Here is a 19,792-nt window from a genome sequence, read left to right as displayed (position 1 = left end):
GTATGTCGGTTGCCGTATCTACCTATAGATACTAGATTTAAGGCGAGTGCCCAGGTCCCTTTAAGCCCTGCCGGCGGTTGAGGATGGGGCGTCATGATGTAACCTAGCTTGGTTACGGTCGAGTGTTCGTCGCCAAAACCTTCCGTTGCCTATAATAGTTGTTGCCATGTCGCGTTCTTCCCCTGAAGCATCTGGTTCCAAGCGTCCTCCCCCGCGCGATTACTTCGCACGGAAAGAGCAAATGCGTCTCATGATGCTGGTCGGGGCCCTGGGGTTGGTACTCGTGTTGATCATGCGCGCTTCCGATCCGAATACTTGGAGCTGGATTGTACCTCCCGAGGGTGGATCGCAGGTTGAAGCTGATCGCCGTGCTCCTGAGATCACCCGCGAAGACGTTCGTGTCGAGCGAAAAGCAGTCGCCGCCGATAATGGAATCGAAGGAGAGTTTCGGATGGCGGCCGACCGACGGCCGGTGACTCCTTACACGTTAGGAAGCAAGGGAGAAAAGGAAGATGAGCCGGATGACGCCGATCAGTGGGCCAGTCCGGAAGCATTGGCCGCCGTTGAAGATAACAGTCCATTTCGTGCGAATGGTTTTGAGGCTTGGAAGCAGATTCGCGATCGTTTGAATGCTGCGACTCCAGCTGAGATCGCGTCTGCCAAAGCTCCCTCGGTCCAATTTGGTCAACTCTTTCAACAGTCCGATCTCTATCGAGGACAACTGGTAACTGTCAAAGGTACCGTTCGCCGCTGTGTGCAGGTGCCGCCCAACAAGCTGGACGATGAGTCGGGTGAGATGTGGCAGTTGTGGTTATTTGGCGGTAGCGACAATTTTCCGATGGTCGTCTATTGCCTCGACTTGCCGGAAGGATTTCCGGTGGCAGAGCAAATGGCCCAGCGAGTCACGATCCGGGCCGTCTACTTTAAAAAATGGGTGCACCCAGCAAAAGGCGGTGCAACGACCTCTCCTTTGTTGTTGGCGAGGTCCTTTGAGTGGGATGCTCCTGTCGATATCGCTCGCACTATTTCTTCGACCGAGATTTCCCTGGGAATCATGCTCACGTTGATGGGTGCCTGTGTGGTGGTTGGCTTCGTTTGGTGGAACAATCGCAACCGAGATTCCGAAGTGGAAAAAAGAATTCGGGCGAAGAATCGAAAACAATTCGAAGAGCATTCGAACGAACTTGACGTGGGAGTGTCCGTTCGCGATCAACTTGGCGCCCTGGCTGCGCAGCTGCAACAAACCTCTTCTTCAAACCAGCCAGATGAAAAATCAACTGACTAAGATTACCGTATCGATTGGCCTGCTCGTGACGGCGTGCTCGTCAGGGATTGTGGCGCAAGCTCCCGATTCGGTTAATGAACCGGCCTCTCATGAGACGCGTTCCGCTGACTCGGATGTCGCGGGTGAGACTCGTCCTGACTTCGATGCGATGTCAGCCCGGGAATTCTTCGAGCTGATTGACTTCGGCGATAGTTATTTGGCGATGTTCGTCGACGGCGAGAAACTCGGTGTTGGCGAGCAGGAAGCCGTCATTCGTGGACTTACGAGAATTCGGCGCCTGCAGCCGCATCGCATCACGCATTGGTTGCAACTCGATGTTCCGTGGAAAGAACTGACCGACAATCCGGACGCCTATCGCCTCGACGTATTTCTTTTGACAGGGAAGGTCGAGGGAATTCGTAAGATCAACGTGCCGGAAGAAGCCGCGCCGAATGTCGGTATGTCCGTGTATTTTGAAGTCGACGTCTTGCTCAATGGGCCTGATGGACCGAAGCAAGGGATTTTGGTCGTCGAAAACTTACCTGCGGCGTGGGCGGCGAATTTAGGTCAGCCGGCAGTCTTCGATGGGCAGCCATTTAGTTGTCCTGGAATCTTCTTGAAGCCTTACCAGACAGAGGATAATGAGCCTGGATATATCTTCGCCACCTCGAAGATTTCCTGGCATCCCAACCAGGTTAGTCCTGCGCTTGGCGTCACGTCTGCTAAGGTGCGGTTTGCCGAACAAGGTGTCGATATCGGTGAACTCTCCGCGATTCAAGATCGCGCCAAATTCGCCGGCCGCGAGCGTGAGCCCTTCTACCAAATGTTGGCGACGGTTGGTCGCTTGCCAAGCGATCAGCAGACGGCAACCGTGAATAAGACGGTCTCCGAATTGCTAACACTTCCGCAAGATGGATTGATGGTTGCCCCGGAAGCGTATCGAGCAGAGTTCATTGATCTGTCAGGTGTTTGTCGTCGGATCACGCGGATCGAAATTGATGACGCCGACATTCAGGCTCGATTAGGCATCGACCATTATTATGAAGTTTCGGTTTTCGTACCTATTCCCGCGCCAATCGTATCGCAGCGGCCTGGGGATGAATCGTCTCGCAAAGAGTTCGCGCACGAGTATCCTGTGCTTGTGTGTGTTCCGGAATTGCCAGAAGGAGTTCGACAAGGGGATCAACTCCATCTCTCGGTGGCGATGACGGGAGCCTTCTTTAAATTGTGGGCCTATCGAACTCCGTTCATGTCGGGGGAAGAGCATACCCGGCGGCAAATTAGTCCTTTGTTTGTGGCCGGTTCGCTCGAGCGGGACACTGAGGTGAGCGAACCGCAGGTGAATCAGTTCGTTTTCGCCATCTTGCTTATTTTGGCTTTCGTCATCGGGGTAGGTGTTACGATGGGCATGATATTCTCGCGGAAATCGAGTTCTCGTCGCCGCTAAAACCCTGTGATTACCGGTCGGACTGCGTACGACAGAAGTCAAGCCCTCTTGATAATCGTGTGCGGCGCGCCCATATTCAGCAGCAGAATCGGAATGTGCCAATCAATTGTCATGACCGATCTTCTTGCGGACATGCCTTCAACCATGCTTCCCCAGCGCCCGCTGGGTCAACCAGGAGTACCTTCCCATGAAACGAGCCAAGATCACAATCGTCGGTGCTGGAAATGTCGGGGCGACGACCGCCCACTGGTGTGCCGCTGCCGAACTGGGCGACGTTGTGCTGTTGGACATTCCGCAAACGGAAGACATGCCCAAGGGTAAGGCCCTCGACTTGATGCAGGCCTCGCCAATTGTTGGCTTCGACAGCAACATTGTGGGTACCACCGACTACGCTGATACCAAGGACAGCGATGTTGTTGTGATCACCGCCGGTATTCCTCGTAAGCCAGGCATGAGCCGTGACGACCTCTTGGCGACCAACGCCAAGATTGTCACTGCGGTAACCGAACAAATCAAAGCTACGAGCCCGAATGCTTCGATCATCGTTGTCAGCAATCCGCTGGATGCGATGGTTCAACAAGCTCAGAAGGTAAGCGGTTTCCCCGCAAATCGCGTGATGGGCCAAGCAGGTGTTCTCGATACGGCTCGTTATCGCACGTTTATCGCCATGGAGCTTGGCGTGAGCGTTGAAGACGTCTCGGCCATGCTCATGGGCGGTCACGGCGACACGATGGTTCCGATGCCATCTTGCACTTCGGTGGGCGGCATTCCTGTCACGCGGTTGATGGACGAATCTCGCCTGGAAGAAATTGTGGATCGTGCTCGCAAGGGTGGCGCGGAAATCGTCGGTTTGTTGAAGACCGGTAGTGCTTACTATGCACCGGCCGCAGCCACCGCTCAGATGGTCGAAGCAATCGTTCGCGACAAGAAGCGACTGATCCCCTGTGCTGCTTACTGCGACAAGGAGTACGGCGTTGGCGGTTACTACGTCGGTGTGCCGGTTATCCTCGGATCCAATGGTGTCGAAAAAGTGGTTGAGCTTGATCTGACCGAACAAGAAAAGACCGACTTCCAAAAGAGCGTCGACGCCGTGAAAGGCTTGGTCGAAGCGATGGATAAACTGTTAGCTTCGTAAGCGAAGTGAACTTGCAACGGGCATCGTGCTAGTTATCGCTAATTTTACGCGGCGTCAAGCCTTGCTGACGCCGCGGGTTCGAGAAGAAATTTCTCTTAAATTGGGACTCGCTAGCAAGATTGTTTCCCTTCTCTATTCGTGTTTCAATGCTTGTTCCAACGGAGCGACAAGGACGTCGCGCAGGACGCCGGAAAACGATTTCTCGTCGTTGGCACGAAACATGAGCGAACAGGCCCAGCCAGAAAAAAGAAGCCAAGGCTGACCTTGACCCAAATGGCGAACCAAGCCACATTTTGGTCTTCGCTCTCCGCACAACCAACATCGAGAGTTCTCAGAACGTTTTCATGAAACGCTTAGATACGCCAGCGCCACCTACGAGTCACAGCTCTAACCTCAGCGTCCAGCAAAGCAAGATCTACGAGTTTCGCATTCGGCGAGATTCGTCGCAAAGCTGTCCTCTGGAGCTGTTTTCGCCGGTGCATTACGAACCTGGATACGCCTATCCGCTAATCGTTTGGATGCATGGGGCGATGGACAACGAATCGCAGCTTCGCCGGATCATGCCGCTGACCAGCACGCGAAACTTCGTGGCGGTTGGACCACGCGGGGTTAATCGTCACACGCAGCGTGCCAATGGCTTCCCCGCCTTCTATTGGTCTCAGGATGAAGCGAGTATCGATGCCGCTTCGCGCCGTGTTGAAATGGCGATCGAATCGGCAACGGATCAATTCAACATTCATCGTCGCCGCGTGTTTCTCGCCGGTTACCAGGATGGAGCCACGATGGCCCTGCGGCTCGCATTGCAGAACCCGGCTGACTACGCAGGCGTGATTTCGATCAATGGTCCTTTGCCGACTGGCAACGCCCCACTCCGAAATCTTGGCTTGTGTGAAAAATTACCGATTCTGTTGATGCATTGTCACGAAAGCACCTACTACACCGAATCGCATCTATGCAACGACATTCGTCTCGGCTATAGCGCAGGCTTGAGGATGGATGTCCGCGAGTACCTATGCGGAGACGGCATCATGACCGACATGTTGGAAGACATGAACGGCTGGGTCATGGGGCAAGTGTTAAAATAATTTGCAGTCCCAGGTCGTCGGCTCACCGAAGTTCAAACCCTTGGTTTTTATCGAGGGTTTTTTCGTGCGCTATGGCTACCGAGCGGGCAATGCTGTCACTGCTGTCGCCCCTCTTGTTGGTCCGGTGCTTAGGATCCGTATTGACGCCTTTCGTCGATTTTAGATACACATCGTCCCGCGAATTCTCGCGCAGTGATTTCGCTCGTGCGCGGCCAACAGTTTTTTATGGCTGCTTTGCGAGAAACGATGTCCACACCGCCCCATAGTCGTTATCGACTTGAGGCCCCTTGCGACTTGAGAACTTTTTTTCATGAGTACCGATTCGGCACAAATCGAGGACACCGAAGGAGCAGAAGTCGCTGCGCCACGCGGTGGACTGATGGGCCTATTGGGAAACCGAATCTTTTTGATTACCACGCTGTTTGCAGTTGCTGGTCTCGGAACGGGGGCCTGGTGGGTCTTGCTGTCCGGGAAAGAGTCAAAAGAACAGACCTTAGTTCAGGCGATCGCCGATTACGAGAACGACGAGTCCAACAAGGCGCGTGAAGTTGCCCGGAATCTGGTCGATGACTTGAGTGTCGAGCCGCCTTACCAGGGAACTGCCCCATTTCTGCTTGGGGCGATTCTGGCCGAGGAAGCTCAAGACTACCTCAATCCGAAAGACCGAGAAACGGTTTATCGCCTTGCTGCTCAGCATCTGTTGACCGCCAAAGAGCGTGGCTTTCCGCCAGGTTACGAGGTGAGAGGTGATTACCTGCTAGGTATTAGCCAGTTTCATGCCAAGCAGTACGAGCCAGCGATCAAGATCCTCGAATCGATCTACAAAGACTATCCCGTTCGGCAGATGGAAATCGAAGATGCCCTGGCGGAATCGTACTTGGAACTTACGCCGAGAACCAAAGAGCACATGGAAGCTTCGCTCAAGTGGAGTGAGTTAATTCATGCGCACTCAAATCTAACTACCGAACAGCAATCCAACGCCCAGTTGCGTCTGGCGAAGATTCAATACGAGCTTGGTCAGTACGACGACGCAATGCAGACGCTTGAAAAGATTCCACCCACATCATCACGTTACGTGGACGGGGTAATTGTCCAAGGCCTGGTCAGTCAGAAACGCTATCAAGACTTCTTGGATGCCGGAGAAAAGGACAAGGCTCAGGACGAATTGAACGCCGCGATTCGACTATTCCGTAAAGCGGCCGGTAATCAGTTAGTCGCGGCTGATTCGACACGTAAAGCTTCCTACCTCTTGTCGGTGATGCTGCGAGCCAATGGACAGCTAACAGAGGCCCTCGATCAAGCCGCGCGTACTCGAAAGATCTACTACCGTACGCATGAAAGTGTGGCCGCCGGATTGGAAGAAGCGGAATTACTGCGAGCAGAAGGTAAAGCCGAGGAAGCGGTCGAGATCTATCGCCGCATTCTTCGTGAAGCAAATGCCAGCGGTCGCTATGACAATCCTTGGATTGGCGAGATCGAGTTTCGGCAACGTATTACCCACGCCGTAGATGATTGGAAGTCGGCCCAAAACTTTGAACCGGCCGTCGAAGTCGCAAATGTCTTAAGACCGATCTTCCCAGACGACCAAGCCCTGCAGATCGAAGCAGAAGTCGAATACCAGTGGGGCGAGTACCTGGAAAGTCAAGCGAACAAGGTTCCCTTCGACGAGTCACTGGAGATGCGAGCCCAGTCTCGCTTCCATTTCCGGCGTGCAGGAAGCGTCTATCTTGATCTCGCTAAGTTCCGCTTTTCGACGGCCGAGTACACCAATGACCTTTGGAAAAGCGCTTCAGCCGATCTGCGTGGACAAGACTTCAGCAAGGCGGTCGAGATCTTAGCGGAGTATCAGCGTTACGAAACACGCGATCATAAACCACGGGCATTGGTAGCGACCGCACGTGCATTGATTGCCTTGGACAAAGCAGAAGAAGCCCTCGGCCCGATCAACGAATGCCTCGAGTTCTACCCCAAAGACCCTTCGGTATACGAAGCACGCGTGCTTGGCGGTGAAGCTTACATGGAACTCGGCAAGTTGGCCGAAGCGAAAGAAGTGCTCGCTGCGAACCTTGACGATGGTCACCTAGAGCCAAGCAGTCGTGAGTGGCAAGACTCGCTCTTCTCACTCGGACAAGTCCTACACTTGGAAGGAGAAATGTTCGAGGCACAAGCTCGCGTGAAGGGAGCCTTGGAAGTGGCCGAGGCAATTCCGCGTGAGGCATTTCAGCTGTTGGAACAAAGTAACGCTTCCTACCAGGGTGCGATTAAGTACTTACACGCCGCCGTGCGACGTTACCCCGAAGATCCACGTTCGATCGGAGCTCGCTACCTCATCGCGGAATGTCATCGCCGGTCGTCGATGTTGCCGAAGAAAAAGTTCCGTTTGGTGAATATCGAAACGCAGCGAATCAAGTTCGACAAAGAGGTGAAAGATCACCTGGAACGTGCTGCTGAGATCTATAACGAATTGATTAACGAACTGACCAACAAGTTGGAAGAACAAACACAACTCCATCCGGTGGAAGCCAATATCTTGCGGAATAGCTATTTCGCTCAGGGGGCAGCCATGTTTGAGTTACAGCGATTCAAGGATGCGATCGAAGCCTATTCGACCGCTTCAAATCGGTATCAAACCGAAGCGGTTTCGTTAGAAGCGTTTGTGCAGATCGCTCAGTGTTATCGCTACATGAATCAATCGGCCGAAGCTCGCGGTACTGTGGAGCAGGCCAAGATCGTATTGTCTCGCCTGGCAGAAGGGGTCGACTACTCGGAAACGACCCACGCCTCGCGGGACGACTGGCAAAACTACCTCGATTGGTTGGCAACGTCCCTTTAACCGAAAGCCTAATGGAATGCCTTCAGTAGAGGAAACCGATCAACTCGTTCAACTTATTGATCAAAAGCACGAGGTGCTGACACAGCTGCTTACGCTTTCGCAATATCAATTGCGATTGGCCGGGCACGATGATCACATTGTAGATCTGATGCGTGTCCTTTCGGCGAAGCAAACCTTGATCGAACGTTTGACGCGAATTGATCGAACGATCGATCCGTTTCGGCAACAAGATCCCGAGGCACGTGTGTGGCGAAGCAGTAGCGATCGCACTAAGTGTTCGCAGACAGCTCAGCAGTGCGAAGTGCTTTTGACAGAACTGAAAACGATTGAACAACGCAGTACCGACGCTGTATCGTCGCACCGAGATGAAATCGCCGCGATGCTTCGCGAAACACATACTTCCACCGACTCCGTAACTGCCTACAACAACCTCGACAACCGCAACACCAGTTGTGGTTTCGACCTGACCGTCGAGTGAGAAAGGGCTGAACCTAGATGCAAGAATCTTCCGACAACAACGCCTCGTTCAATGCGAATCGAGTGTTTCCTTTACCAGGCGGAGATGAATCGCTCGATCTGCGCGATTTGCTGCAATGCTGGGATAAGGCCACGGCCCGTTTGCAGGAAACGCACGAATCGCTTCGCAAGGAAGTGACTCGGCTTACGGACGAATTAGAAGTTAAGAATCGCGAATTGGCTCGCAAAAACCGCTTGGCCGATCTTGGTTTGGTGGCCTCGCATATTGCCCACGAAGTTCGTAACGGCTTAATGCCCCTAACGCTGTACACAGGCATGCTTAAGCGAAATCTGGGTGCCGATCAGGAAAGTGCCCGCGTGATCGGGAAGATTGAGTCGGGGCTGACCGTCCTCAATACGACTGTCGACGATCTACTTCACTTCACTGCCGATCGCCAGCCCAATCGCAGTTATGTGCCAACTTCCGAATTGATTCGAGAAGTTTGTGAGGACCTTGCTCCCCAGCTGCAGGCTCAAGAGGTACAGCTTCGTCTCGACCTTACCGATCGGGACATGCTGTTGTCTGACAAAGATATGCTCAAGCGAGCCTTCTTGAATCTCACTCTGAACGCTTTGGATGTAATGCCCAAAGGGGGCATCCTGACCATCACATCGCAAGTCAACTTCGGCCACCTTGAAATCGAATTCGCCGATACCGGATGTGGAATCACCTCCGGAGATGTTCGCCGAATCTTCGATCCGTTCTTCAGCACCAAGAGCACCGGCACCGGTTTGGGGCTCGCCATCGTTCAACGTGTCATGGAAGTTCACGAAGGCCAGGTCTCGGCCATGAACTGTCCCGACTTTGGCGCTGCATTTACGCTCATGTTTCCGATCAAAGCAATGAAGGCTGCTGCATGATTGATCTCAGCAAAAATCGCGAACCAGCCCATTCGGTCCTCGTCGTCGACGATAATCCCCACTCGCGCGAAAGTTTGTGCGATGCGGCTTGCCTATTGGGCTACGCAGCCGTGGCGTGTGGTAGCGGCAAGGAAGCTTTGGACCATTTGGCGAAGCGTCCTTTCGACGTGGTAGTAACCGACTTGCAGATGCCCGGTATGGACGGCCTCGCGTTGGTGCGGGAAGTACGTGCTCGCCATGAGAAGACACAGTTGGTTATGGTCACCGCTCACGGCAGCGTCGGTACCGCGGTTGAAGCGATGCGATACGGAGCGCTCGACTACTTGGAAAAGCCAGTGCAAATCGAGGCCCTCGAATCCGCGATTGCTCGAGCGATCGAAGCAACCAAGCGGGGCGATCGAGCGACCACCATTCCGCCTGGCGGCGCAAGCAACAGCGTAGTGATGGTTGGAGAGAGCCCCGCCATGCAAACGCTTCGTCAGCGAATTGCCTTGGTGGCTCCCACGGATGAAACCGTCCTGATTACCGGCGAAAGTGGAACGGGTAAAGAACTGGTTGCTCGTTCGATCCACCAGGCCAGCCGCCGTAATGGCCAGGCGTTGATTAGCCTCAATTGCCCGGTTCTTTCTGCCCATTTGATGGAGAGCGAACTGTTCGGCCACGAGCGAGGCGCATTCACCAACGCCGATCATGCTCGAGTTGGTCGTTTTGAACTCGCCGACAAAGGGACGATTCTCCTCGACGAAATCACAGAGATCGACTTGCCACTTCAAGCCAAGCTGCTGCGGGTTTTACAGGAAAAACGATTCGAGAAGGTTGGCAGCAGTTCGACCATTGCTGCGGATGTTCGTGTACTGGCGACTTCCAACCGAGATTTGTTAGCGGAGGTAGCTGCAAATCGATTTCGGCAGGACTTGTATTACCGCTTGAACGTTGTCCCGATTGAGCTGCCTCCCCTGCGTGCTCGCATGGAAGACATTCCGCTTCTGGTAAAACATTTCCTGGATGCGGCGGTGGCTCGCGTAGGGCGCGAACCACTGGCAGTTACAGACGGGGCAATGAATCTGTTTTGCAGCCACCCATGGCCAGGCAACGTGCGGGAATTGGACAACATTGTTACCCGTGCTGCCCTGTTGACCATCGGTAATCAATTGACGGCCGATCAGCTTCGTCCTTGGCTGCTAGAGAACAGCACGGAAGAGATCTCTTTAAACGCCAGTGGTAATGTCTCGGTGGTGGGCATGCGGTTAGAAGAGATGGAGCGTCAACTGATTGAACAGACCCTGGAGCATTACGAAGGGCACCGCGAGAAAACCGCTGCAGCGCTTGGTATTAGTGTCCGCACACTCAGCAACAAGCTGCGAAGTTACGGTCTCGCACCGCGCGCTCGGACGTTCGCTCACGTTTAAAGGAAGAAGACGCATGAAGGTGCTATCGGCAGAATCTTCCGGAAAGCGATCGGCAATAGTTGCCGATTGCCGAATCTGCAAAACGTGCCGATTCGGTGGGTTGCCGCAAGAGTTGCCGCTTTCAGCAATGTTTGCCGGGCGTGGCGACACGTGTCGCATGCAAGCATCGAATTCGGTACGCATTTTGCAATTAGAGATTCGACTCGTTTAGGAAACCAGTGATGGAATCTTCGATCTTCAACGCGAACACCACTCCCGTATTGGAGCAGGTCGTTAACTTCGCACAGAAGCGACATTCCATTTTGGCGACCAACATCGCCAACCAGCGAGTACCTGGTTACAAGGGACGCGACCTGAACGTCAATCGTTTTCAGGAAGTCTTGGCTGAAGCGATCGAACGAAAGAATCACCCAAATGAAGAGATCTCGCCAGGATTGGTTTCCACAAAATCGGGCGATCCGATGCGGGAAGTGCGTGAGTCACTCGATGGCATCCTTTTCCATGACGAGAGTAACCTCGACATCGAAAAGCAAGTTGCCGAGTTGACGAAAAACCAAGTCATGCACAGCATGGCGCTGACCATCATGGAAGATCAGTTCAACTTGTTGAACGTGGCTATCAGCGAACGAATCTAACTTAACTCAATTCAATACCAGTCAGGAAAGGACGCCTTATGATTACCGCCCTGGATATCAGCACCAGCGGGCTTATCGCCCAACGCGAACGCCTGACCACGATTTCACAAAATATCGCCAACATGTCTTCGCTACGTGACGCCAACAACCGGTTGGGGCCTTACAAGGCAAAGCATGTCGTATTGGAAACCGACAACGAGCTTGCCACTACCAGCGGGGCGGCAGGAGTGAAGGTATCCGAGGTTCGCGAAAACAATGTCGAGCCACGTCGTCGTTGGCAGCCAGAGCATCCTTTGGCTATCAAGGAAGGACGTTGGAAGGGATACGTCGAGTATCCGAACGTTGACATGACCGAGCAGTTCGTCGATGCCTTAGAAGCAACTCGGGCTTACGAATCGAACGTTGGTGTCATCGAAATGACCAAGAATATGACCAATCAAACACTTCGTATTTTGGCGTAATCGGTTAGGTCCCCCCCATGACTTCGATCAACGCAATTCAGCAGCAGTTAAACCTTCCGCAAACGCCGAACATGTTGCCCGGCAAACCGGAAGAGACGCCTGATTCATTCGGCAAGTTTCTGCTCAAGGGAATTCAAGAAGTTAACCAGATGCAGCAAGACGCCGACCGAGCGGTCGAGTCGCTGTTCACCGGAGGCGATGTGAACCCGGCGGAAGTTTTAACCGCGGTTCAAAAAGCCGACATGTCCTTCAAAATGATGCTTCAGGTCCGCAACAAGATGATGCAGGCCTACGCAGAAGTGAAAGACATTCGGATTTAACGTCGACGGCAAATAACTGCCGAAGGATTCGGCCGTTCGTCCAAAACTAACTTACATAACTTCGCAATTTAAAGGGTCCACGGATGGACTTTTTGAACAAGGCGTTCGAGCAGGTCAAAGACCTCTTCACCTCAATGACTCCCGGTTCGCGGATCATTGCCGGGTTGTTGGTCGTCGCCATTGTGACGAGCGTTGCTTTCTTGTTCCAAGGCGAGATGTTCGAAAAGGAAGTACCGCTTCTCTCAGGTGCTTCGATCTCTCCGGCCGATCAAACAGCAATCATGGCTGCCTTTTCCATGGAAGGCCTCGATAACTACGAGGTTAAGGGAAGCCAGATCTATGTGCCGCGCAGCCGTCGTGTGGATTACATCGCGGCTTTGGTTCGACATGATGCCATTCCACCTGGCTTTCAAGATGCCGTTGATAAAGCAATTGGGGAAGCGAGTCCGTTTGAATCGGAACAGCATCGCGCTGATCGACAGAAGGTCGCTCGCGAGAAAGAAATGGCCCTTGTTCTGCGAAACATGCGTGGGATCGAATATGCCTCGGTACAGTACGACATCGAGGACAAAGGCGGTTTTCCGCGACGCAAGGTTTACACCGCCTCTGTCGTGGTCCGACCAACTGGCTCCGCCGATCTCGATGCAAAGACCGCGAAGAGTATTCAAAACTACGTAGCTCACTCCATTGCTGGTCTGAACGCCGAATTCGTTTCGGTGATGGATTTGAACAGCAGTCGTACCTTCAGCGGTGGAATCGATGACATGGAGTCGGTGGGGGATGATCCTTACGCGGCTCGTAAGAAGTGGTTCGAGAATCATTGGACCGATCGACTTCAGAACGCCTTGCGTGACATCAAAGGCAGCAACGTTACGGTCAACGTTGAGATTGATCCGGAGATGAACCGGATCGAGAAAGGCATTAAGTACGATCCTCGCCCGACACCCTTGGCACAATCGAGCGAGAAGTCGTCCGAGATGCGGAAGTCGCTCGCCGATGGGGGACGACCTGGGCTGCAAGCTCAGGCACCCGCGAACGGTCAAGCAGCTGTCACTCCACAGCCACTCAACGAGCAAACTTCAGAATCGAATCGAGAAGAGACGTTAGCCGTCACGAATCAAGACTACACGCAAATGCAAATCGCTTCCCTGACGCCGAAACGCGTAAAGGTCTCGGTGAGCATTCCCAGTCAGTATTATGCTGATGTCTGGCACGCTCAGAATCCAACTCCAGAAGGGCAGGCGTTGCCGACGCCTGATCCGGGAGAGTTGAAAAAGATCGAGGACGAAACCAAAAAGTCGGTCGAAGAAACGGTCATTACGCTCCTGCCCGAGCAACCGAAAGGGGATGACCCTTATCCGCAGGTGTTTGTTCGTACCGCGCCCCAGATTTCTGATACGCCAACCCCCGAGATTGCCGTTGCCGACACCGCACTCGCCTGGCTGGCCACCAACTGGCAAACGCTGGTCAGCATTGGTTTTGCCGTGATGGGCATGATGATGTTGCGAAGTATGCTTACAAGCAAAGGTGGGAGTGCGGAGGAAGAAGGCTCATTTCGTTTGGAAGATCCCGCCGCGAGTAAGGGAGGCGATGGAGCTAAGAAGGATGACCAGGCGGAAAATAATATGCAGGGGCTTCTGAAGAAGCGATTCGCTCAAACGAGCGGCCCAAATCTCAAGAATGAACTGGCCGAAATGGTCAAGGAAGATCCGGATACGGCCCTCGGTATTCTGCAAACCTGGATCGGAAGTCCCAACTAGCGGAACCTAGCTGAAATACATCATGACCACGACACCTGAAACCATCCGTAAAGCCGCCATCGTGATCGCCAGTCTCGATGAAGCCTCGGCCGATCGTCTGCTCGATAGCATGCCGGAAGAGATTGCCTCGCAAATTCGCTGGAAGTCAATCGAACTCGACGACGTTTCGGACGAAGAACGCCAAACGGTTCTCGATGAGTTCCTGCGAAACTCCGGTCGCTCCGCTCCAGTGGAAGATGCCGGCGTCGAGATGGAGTTCACTTACGAGGAACCTGCCACTCCGGCTAAGCCTGCGACCACGGCCCCTACGCCGCCACCTTTCGCGTTCCTGAATGATGCTCCCTGTGAAATGCTGGCTCCGTTCTTCGAGCAAGAGCATCCCCAAGTGACCGCCGTAGTGATGAGCTATCTTCAACCGGAGCGAGCTTGCGATATCTTGCGTCAGCTTCCTGCTCGGCTTCAAGCCGACGTCGTCCATCGCATTACGCAACTTGATGAACCATCGGAAGAGATCGTTACCGAAATTGAATCACGCATTAAGCAAATCGTCTCACGACAAGCGGTATCTTTCGAGCGTCGACGACTCGGCATGGCCGCCGCTCAAGCCATTTTGAAAGCGTCATCGGGTGATCAGGCTCAGCAGCTTTTAGACGAACTACGTAACCGTGGATCGCAATTGCTGGAAGACTTAGAGAAGTTTCAGGCAACTCCAGTACTGGATCCGGTAACTGTAGCTGCGAAACCCCTTACTATCGAACCGGTCGCCGAAACGGTCGAACCTATTATCCCAATATCAAGTGGGGCGGTCGCCAAGCCGGAGCCTGTCGTACCGATGACTCCTGTGACACCTAAGCCGAAGAAATCAGCCCCTGCTCCTGCCGAATTGCCGCAGCCTAATTTTCCATTTGAATACTTTGCTCGCTTGGATGATCAGTCGTTGGCTAAGGTCTTGCATCAAACAGGACCTAAGGTTGTCCTGCTTGCACTCTGTGGTGCTTCGCCGGCGGTCATGAAACGAATTTCGCGTGGGCTAGGCGCGGGCGACTCGAAATTGCTTTCTCAAAAGATTCGTCAGATGCAACCCGTGTTGCTGTCTGACATTGATCGTGCCAAGCGAACCATGTGTCTGGCCGCCGATCATCTGCTATCTCCTTCCGTATCATCCACCCCCAACCGCCTGCAAGCGGCCGCGTAAGGAGAATTGATTATGGCAGTCATCAAATCAGGCAACTTGCAAGGCGAGTCTCGGAACTTGTCCTCTGTCGCATTTAACTTGAACGATGTCTCCTCCAAGGCTCAAGCCGATTTGAATGGAGTGAAGCTCAAAGCCGCAGACATCGTCAAACAAGCGCAAGAAGAAGCCAAGCAAATTCGAGCCAAGGCGGAGGCTGAAGGACGTCAGGCCGCCGAGCAGAAGGCTCGGCAGTCTCTGAAGACCGAAGTCGATCAGCATGCCGCGACACTGCTTCCTGCGTTGCGAACGTTGGTGCAGGAGCTTACGACAGCCAAGCAAAACTGGCTGAATCAATGGGAACAAGTTGGCCTACAAGTCGCGGTTGCTATTGCGGAGAAAGTCATCCGCCGCGAGATTGCTGAGCAGCCAGAAATCGCCACGACACTCGTCCGCGAATCGCTGCAATTGGCGTCCGGCTGTGGAGAGATTCACATCCGAATGAATCCGCAAGATCTCAGCAGCATGCAGAGCGGCGAATCGATGATGTGTGACGAGCTCAAGAAACTTGCACCGGCTCAGATCATTGCCGATAAGCAAATATCGCGCGGGGGATGCATCGTCGAGACCAAATTTGGTTCGATCGATAACCGTATCGAATCTCAACTTAACCGCATCGCGGAGGAATTGGGAGGCACGGTATGATCGCTTCACTCAAGAGTCGTCTAAGACAAGTCATGCCAACGGCGGTGACCGGAAGTGTGGTTGAAACCTTGGGAACTACCACAGCCGTAGCTGGTTTCCCCGTTCCCATTGGCGCCGTGGTAGAAATCGACTGTCAGTTCGGTTCACCGATTCCAGCGGAAGTCATTGGCTTTCGTGGAGATCTAACGCTCATTTATCCGTTGACTGGTGTGCAGGGTGTACGGCGAGGTAATGCGGTTCGGTTGCGACATTCTTTCCGTACCGTGGGTGTTGGCCCGCAGCTATTAGGGCGCGTCCTTGACGCACATGGACACTGCTGCGATCAATTGCCGCAGCCAGTTTCGGAAGAGCGACTAAGACTTGATCGCGATCCACCCAGTGCCGTCAGTCGGCCACGGATTAATCAAACGATTTCGACTGGGGTTCGCGCGATCGACGGAATGTTGACCTGTGGTCTCGGACAACGCGTGGGTATCTTTGCTGGGTCTGGCGTCGGTAAGAGTGTAACGCTCGGAATGATGGCCCGATATACGTCGGCAGATGTCAACGTGATTGCCCTGATTGGCGAGCGTGGTCGTGAAGTAAATGATTTCATCGAGCGAGATCTCGGTCCGGAAGGAATGGCTCGTAGCGTAGTGGTCGTCGCGACGAGCGACCAGCCGGCGATTCAGCGAATGCAAGCCGCACTGACGGCGACCAGCATCGCGGAATACTTCCGCGATCAAGGCAAGAACGTGCTGTTCATGATGGATAGCGTTACTCGCTTTGCAATGGCCCAACGGGAAATTGGATTGGCGGCTGGCGAGCCACCTACAACCAAAGGTTATCCGCCTTCCATGTTTGCTTTGCTTCCACGACTGGTAGAGCGAACAGGTCGAACACCCAAGGGAAGTATCACGGCATTTTATACCGTCCTGGTCGAGGGTGACGACACGAACGAGCCCGTCGCCGACACGGTGCGTGGTCTATTGGATGGCCATATCGTTTTGACTCGTAAACTAGCAGGCAAAGGACATTATCCAGCAATCGACGTGATGCAAAGCATTAGCCGATTGATGAATGACTTGGTTGGCGAGGATGTTCGGACCGGAGCCCTGGTGCTGCGTGATCTGATGTCGACCTATGCCGAGAACGAGGATCTGATCAATATCGGGGCCTATCGACAAGGATCGAATCCGCGAATCGATATGGCAATTCGGTTGAAGGATGAAATCGACCGTTACTTGCGACAGGCAGTTGACGAACAGGCCACCGTTGAAACGGCTCACCAGCAATTGTTGGCATTAGTACGCAAATGCAGCATCGCTCAGCCGAGTGTTGGAGCAGGCAAAGTTCCCCGTATCGGTACGAAGTAGTTAGAGAATCACCATGGCAAAGTTTCGTTTTCGACTCGAGACCTATCTGCGGCTGAAGATAGCCGCACGAGATCAGTGTCGCGCGGAACTTGCCGAAGTGTTGGAAGCGGAAGAACGGCTGAAGCAACAACAGGTGGAGATTCAGGAGGAGATCGAAGGTCAACACACATACGTGCGCGAAGTAACTCAGTCAGGTAATGTGAATCTTGACTTGGTTACCGCGTCGCAACGTCAAGTGATGTTCCTGAAAGCAGCCGGCCAAGAAAAGCAGATGTTGATGAAACAACTTATGCCGCACATTCAGCAGCGTCGGCAGGCCCTCATCGACGCCGATCATGAAGTTCGCACCTTGGAGAAGTTGAAAGAACAGAAACGCGAGCAGCATATCCAAAAGGAAGCAGCTCTGGAAGCGAAACAGATGGACGAAATTGCCCTGACGGGATTTCGCCGTAGAGGAGTTTAGCCATGGCCTTGGTTCGCATGGCGGGTTCATTCTTCGCCTACTTATGTGTGGCAACCGTGTTAGCACAGATTATTTGTGTGACCATGTTTGCCAACTCAGGGACATTTACGAAGGACAAACTTTATTCCTTGATGGCCTTGGTCTACGGCATCGACGAAGAAGCGATTCGGGAAGAAGTTCAGAACAAGGATCAGCCTGAAGTCGATCGGGAAGAGCCCGACATGCAGCAAATCATCGACGAGCGAGCAGAGCGGCATCTTGCACTCGACTTCCGGATTCAAGCACTCGATACGGGGATCGAGAACCTGCGAAACATGCAATCGCGGTTGATGGAAGAACGCCGCCGTTACGATCAATTAAAAAACGGATTCGATCAACGACTTAAAGCCTTGGAAGATGGCGTGCTCGATGACGCGATTCTAGAAGTTCAACGAACGCTCGAAGCACTCGATCCACGCCAGGCAAAAGAGCAGATCTTGATGATGTTGGAACGAGACGACAAGGCAATGATCGACGTCGTAAAGATCATTAAGGCTATGTCGACCGACAAGCGTAAGAAGATCATGGGTGAATTTCGCACTGAGGACGAACAAGAGAAGTTGGCCGATATCTTGGACGAAATTCGTCGCGGTGTGCCAGATACAGAAATACTGGGAGACGCTCGGGATCAGTTGAAGCAATTTGAGCCTGAGGCAAAGTAGGGGTGAGTTTCATGGAATCGTCATCATCTCAATCGGTGAATCCAATTCCAAGTTGGGGCAACGGTAATCGTAATCAGTCGACTCGCTCGGCCGATCCGATGGCGTTCTTCGATTTGATCATGGATTCGGCACGATCCTCGCTGGGGCAGGGGAGTAAATCACTCGATCCAGTGGCACCTCTCGCGCCTTCAACAAGCCAACAAGACAATTCACTCAGTTCATCCTCGGATAACGATCAGTGGCAAGATGATCGACACGACGATCCGTCTGCATCGTATGTTACGACAAACCCGACGCCGCAGGATGTGCCGTCTTCTGAAGAAGCTGAGCGAAGCGACATCGACCAGGACGACATTGCCGCCATCGCCGAACTATCGAGTGACAAATCGGACGACGAAAATTCAACCGAAGAGGCCGATCAAGCTGCCTTAGACACCGCTGGATCGGCGGGACAGACCGAACAATTACTCGGTGCTCCTGATACCTTGGACTCAGGGGAACAAGTCAAAGAGAGTACCAGCAAGGAAGTCGCTGCTGACGATGTGAAGAAGCCGGTCTCTGTCGAGCAAAAAGCCAGTCAAGCTGGAGAAACCGATCAGCCTCTCGATACCTCGGCTGAGACAAATGAAGGTGAAGACGAACAGGAGGGATTCAGCACGACTGAAATCGATGCCGTGAAGGCCGATGATTCTGTGAAGGAAGAGGATGAATCTTCGACGCAAGAAGTTGAGGAGGTCTCAATAGAAGCAGAACCGACCGAATCGACTGCTGGGACTTCCGAAACCGCGAAAGAACGCGAGACGACAGATTCAAGTGTGGAGACCATCGCAGGCGAGTCAGAAACTTCGGCAGCCGACGAATCGCATGTCGAAAGTGAATCTCGCGACGATTCGCCACGCGGCCGTGACGACTCTCCGCAAGCCCGACGGAAAGAAAAGCAGGACGGCCCGGGTCAGCCAGTCGTGTCGACCGAAACCACGAATACCTCCACTCCTGCGGTGAATCAAACCGCCCAAGGCGCCGAGGAAACGATTGTAGCAAGCAATGCGACATCGGCATCTGGCTCAAATCAGATCGGTTCCACAAGTGGATCGACGTCACCATCGACGAACAACATTACCAATCTGGCATCACTCCTCCAGCGTGGACTTCAGCGTGGTACGTTGCAGAAATCGACGGAAGCTAAGTCCACACCACACCTCGATCCAAAACAACAGATTCGCTTGATTAATCGCGTTGCCCGGGCCGTTGAGTCAACGCCTGCCGGGCAATCGATCAAGATTCGCTTGAATCCTTCCGAGTTAGGGCAGCTCAAGGTGGAGATCAAGCTTGAGGATGGCAACATGGTGGCGAAGATCGAGGCCGAGAATCCCGCTACGCGTCAGGTTTTGCTGCAGCACCTTCCGCAGCTTCGCGATCGGCTGGCAGAAAGCAATATCAACGTCCAACAGTTCGACGTCGATGTGATGGGGCAACACGATTCGAGCGACGGCGGTACAAGCAATCTTGGCGATCAGCAAGCCGATAGCGGAAACTCTTCCGGCAGCTCGCGTCAGTGGAGCCCTGCAGGTAGTGGTGAAGAAGAGGCTTCAGTGCCAAGAGCAGAGCAAGTCAATAAAGAGGCCGAACGAGAAAGCCGCAACTTGAACATTACAATTTAGGCTGCGTTAT

18 protein-coding genes are annotated in these 19,792 nt (G+C 53.4%); all 18 read left to right on the top strand.

Going from position 1 to position 19,792, the window contains the following annotated elements; genetic code table 11:
* Positions 1-166: 166 nt before the first annotated feature.
* The 18 genes from C5Y83_RS15255 (at position 167) to C5Y83_RS15165 (ending at position 19,782) form a co-directional block, all read left to right on the top strand.
* Complete coding sequence (locus C5Y83_RS15255; protein ID WP_146117788.1) at positions 167-1,285, top strand: hypothetical protein; 1,119 nt, start codon at positions 167-169, stop codon at positions 1,283-1,285.
* Complete coding sequence (locus tag C5Y83_RS15250; protein ID WP_105330580.1) at positions 1,266-2,711, top strand: hypothetical protein; 1,446 nt, start codon at positions 1,266-1,268, stop codon at positions 2,709-2,711. The genes C5Y83_RS15255 and C5Y83_RS15250 overlap by 20 nt, the downstream gene beginning before the upstream one ends.
* A 187-nt stretch (positions 2,712-2,898) precedes the next feature.
* Positions 2,899-3,846 carry a malate dehydrogenase gene (gene mdh, locus C5Y83_RS15245; protein ID WP_105330579.1) on the top strand — a complete coding sequence of 316 codons (948 nt, stop codon included), beginning with the start codon at positions 2,899-2,901 and terminating at the stop codon, positions 3,844-3,846.
* A gap of 344 nt (positions 3,847-4,190) precedes the next feature.
* Entirely contained in the window at positions 4,191-4,931 is a 741-nt protein-coding gene (locus C5Y83_RS15240) for an alpha/beta hydrolase (protein ID WP_146117787.1), read from the top strand.
* A 310-nt stretch (positions 4,932-5,241) separates the two neighbouring features.
* On the top strand, positions 5,242-7,764 hold the full coding sequence (locus tag C5Y83_RS15235; protein WP_105330577.1) for a tetratricopeptide repeat protein: 2,523 nt from the start codon (positions 5,242-5,244) through the stop codon (positions 7,762-7,764).
* Between the two features lie 16 nt (positions 7,765-7,780).
* Positions 7,781-8,242, top strand: a complete 462-nt coding sequence (locus C5Y83_RS15230) for a hypothetical protein (RefSeq protein ID WP_105330576.1) — start codon at positions 7,781-7,783, stop codon at positions 8,240-8,242.
* Positions 8,243-8,259: 17 nt separating this feature from the next.
* Positions 8,260-9,141 (top strand): sensor histidine kinase, encoded by an 882-nt coding sequence (locus C5Y83_RS15225; protein ID WP_105330575.1) that lies wholly within the window; start codon positions 8,260-8,262, stop codon positions 9,139-9,141.
* Entirely contained in the window at positions 9,138-10,550 is a 1,413-nt protein-coding gene (locus C5Y83_RS15220; RefSeq protein WP_105330574.1) for a sigma-54-dependent transcriptional regulator, read from the top strand. The genes C5Y83_RS15225 and C5Y83_RS15220 overlap by 4 nt, the downstream gene beginning before the upstream one ends.
* Positions 10,551-10,771: 221 nt before the next feature.
* Positions 10,772-11,185, top strand: coding sequence for a flagellar basal body rod protein FlgB (gene flgB, locus C5Y83_RS15210; protein ID WP_105330572.1), 414 nt, complete (start codon positions 10,772-10,774; stop codon positions 11,183-11,185).
* A 38-nt stretch (positions 11,186-11,223) separates the two neighbouring features.
* Positions 11,224-11,646 carry a flagellar basal body rod protein FlgC gene (gene flgC / locus C5Y83_RS15205; protein WP_105330571.1) on the top strand — a complete coding sequence of 141 codons (423 nt, stop codon included), beginning with the start codon at positions 11,224-11,226 and terminating at the stop codon, positions 11,644-11,646.
* 17 nt (positions 11,647-11,663) lie between these two features.
* The gene (gene fliE / locus C5Y83_RS15200) at positions 11,664-11,966 is read left to right on the top strand and encodes a flagellar hook-basal body complex protein FliE (protein WP_199193311.1); all 303 of its coding nucleotides are present in this window, start codon (positions 11,664-11,666) and stop codon (positions 11,964-11,966) included.
* Positions 11,967-12,049: 83 nt separating this feature from the next.
* A complete protein-coding gene (locus C5Y83_RS15195; RefSeq protein ID WP_105330570.1) occupies positions 12,050-13,726 on the top strand; it encodes a hypothetical protein in 1,677 nt (558 codons plus the stop codon).
* 22 nt (positions 13,727-13,748) lie between these two features.
* On the top strand, positions 13,749-14,921 hold the full coding sequence (locus tag C5Y83_RS15190) for a FliG C-terminal domain-containing protein (RefSeq protein ID WP_105330569.1): 1,173 nt from the start codon (positions 13,749-13,751) through the stop codon (positions 14,919-14,921).
* 12 nt (positions 14,922-14,933) lie between these two features.
* Complete coding sequence (locus tag C5Y83_RS15185) at positions 14,934-15,602, top strand: FliH/SctL family protein (RefSeq protein WP_105330568.1); 669 nt, start codon at positions 14,934-14,936, stop codon at positions 15,600-15,602.
* Complete coding sequence (locus C5Y83_RS15180; protein ID WP_105330567.1) at positions 15,599-16,957, top strand: FliI/YscN family ATPase; 1,359 nt, start codon at positions 15,599-15,601, stop codon at positions 16,955-16,957. The genes C5Y83_RS15185 and C5Y83_RS15180 overlap by 4 nt, the downstream gene beginning before the upstream one ends.
* A gap of 13 nt (positions 16,958-16,970) precedes the next feature.
* On the top strand, positions 16,971-17,420 hold the full coding sequence (locus tag C5Y83_RS15175) for a flagellar FliJ family protein (protein WP_105330566.1): 450 nt from the start codon (positions 16,971-16,973) through the stop codon (positions 17,418-17,420).
* Positions 17,421-17,422: 2 nt separating this feature from the next.
* The gene (locus C5Y83_RS15170) at positions 17,423-18,121 is read left to right on the top strand and encodes a hypothetical protein (RefSeq protein WP_105330565.1); all 699 of its coding nucleotides are present in this window, start codon (positions 17,423-17,425) and stop codon (positions 18,119-18,121) included.
* Between the two features lie 11 nt (positions 18,122-18,132).
* Entirely contained in the window at positions 18,133-19,782 is a 1,650-nt protein-coding gene (locus C5Y83_RS15165; RefSeq protein WP_146117786.1) for a flagellar hook-length control protein FliK, read from the top strand.
* Positions 19,783-19,792 lie beyond the last annotated feature (10 nt).

Source organism: Blastopirellula marina (assembly GCF_002967765.1).
GTDB classification, from domain to species: domain Bacteria; phylum Planctomycetota; class Planctomycetia; order Pirellulales; family Pirellulaceae; genus Bremerella; species Bremerella marina_A.
The sequence above is the reverse complement of the archived record's forward strand: the minus strand, read 5'-3'. Positions and strand labels throughout refer to the sequence as shown.

Excerpts from the sequence above, each read along its gene's own strand:
- C5Y83_RS15255 (WP_146117788.1), top strand. The coding sequence starts at position 167 with ATGTCGCGTTCTTCCCCTGAAGCATCTGGTTCCAAGCGTCCTCCCCCG.
- C5Y83_RS15250 (WP_105330580.1), top strand. The coding sequence starts at position 1,266 with ATGAAAAATCAACTGACTAAGATTACCGTATCGATTGGCCTGCTCGTG.
- mdh (WP_105330579.1), top strand. The coding sequence starts at position 2,899 with ATGAAACGAGCCAAGATCACAATCGTCGGTGCTGGAAATGTCGGGGCG.
- C5Y83_RS15240 (WP_146117787.1), top strand. The coding sequence starts at position 4,191 with ATGAAACGCTTAGATACGCCAGCGCCACCTACGAGTCACAGCTCTAAC.
- C5Y83_RS15235 (WP_105330577.1), top strand. The coding sequence starts at position 5,242 with ATGAGTACCGATTCGGCACAAATCGAGGACACCGAAGGAGCAGAAGTC.
- C5Y83_RS15230 (WP_105330576.1), top strand. The coding sequence starts at position 7,781 with ATGCCTTCAGTAGAGGAAACCGATCAACTCGTTCAACTTATTGATCAA.
- C5Y83_RS15225 (WP_105330575.1), top strand. The coding sequence starts at position 8,260 with ATGCAAGAATCTTCCGACAACAACGCCTCGTTCAATGCGAATCGAGTG.
- C5Y83_RS15220 (WP_105330574.1), top strand. The coding sequence starts at position 9,138 with ATGATTGATCTCAGCAAAAATCGCGAACCAGCCCATTCGGTCCTCGTC.
- flgB (WP_105330572.1), top strand. The coding sequence starts at position 10,772 with ATGGAATCTTCGATCTTCAACGCGAACACCACTCCCGTATTGGAGCAG.
- flgC (WP_105330571.1), top strand. The coding sequence starts at position 11,224 with ATGATTACCGCCCTGGATATCAGCACCAGCGGGCTTATCGCCCAACGC.
- fliE (WP_199193311.1), top strand. The coding sequence starts at position 11,664 with ATGACTTCGATCAACGCAATTCAGCAGCAGTTAAACCTTCCGCAAACG.
- C5Y83_RS15195 (WP_105330570.1), top strand. The coding sequence starts at position 12,050 with ATGGACTTTTTGAACAAGGCGTTCGAGCAGGTCAAAGACCTCTTCACC.
- C5Y83_RS15190 (WP_105330569.1), top strand. The coding sequence starts at position 13,749 with ATGACCACGACACCTGAAACCATCCGTAAAGCCGCCATCGTGATCGCC.
- C5Y83_RS15185 (WP_105330568.1), top strand. The coding sequence starts at position 14,934 with ATGGCAGTCATCAAATCAGGCAACTTGCAAGGCGAGTCTCGGAACTTG.
- C5Y83_RS15180 (WP_105330567.1), top strand. The coding sequence starts at position 15,599 with ATGATCGCTTCACTCAAGAGTCGTCTAAGACAAGTCATGCCAACGGCG.
- C5Y83_RS15175 (WP_105330566.1), top strand. The coding sequence starts at position 16,971 with ATGGCAAAGTTTCGTTTTCGACTCGAGACCTATCTGCGGCTGAAGATA.
- C5Y83_RS15170 (WP_105330565.1), top strand. The coding sequence starts at position 17,423 with ATGGCCTTGGTTCGCATGGCGGGTTCATTCTTCGCCTACTTATGTGTG.
- C5Y83_RS15165 (WP_146117786.1), top strand. The coding sequence starts at position 18,133 with ATGGAATCGTCATCATCTCAATCGGTGAATCCAATTCCAAGTTGGGGC.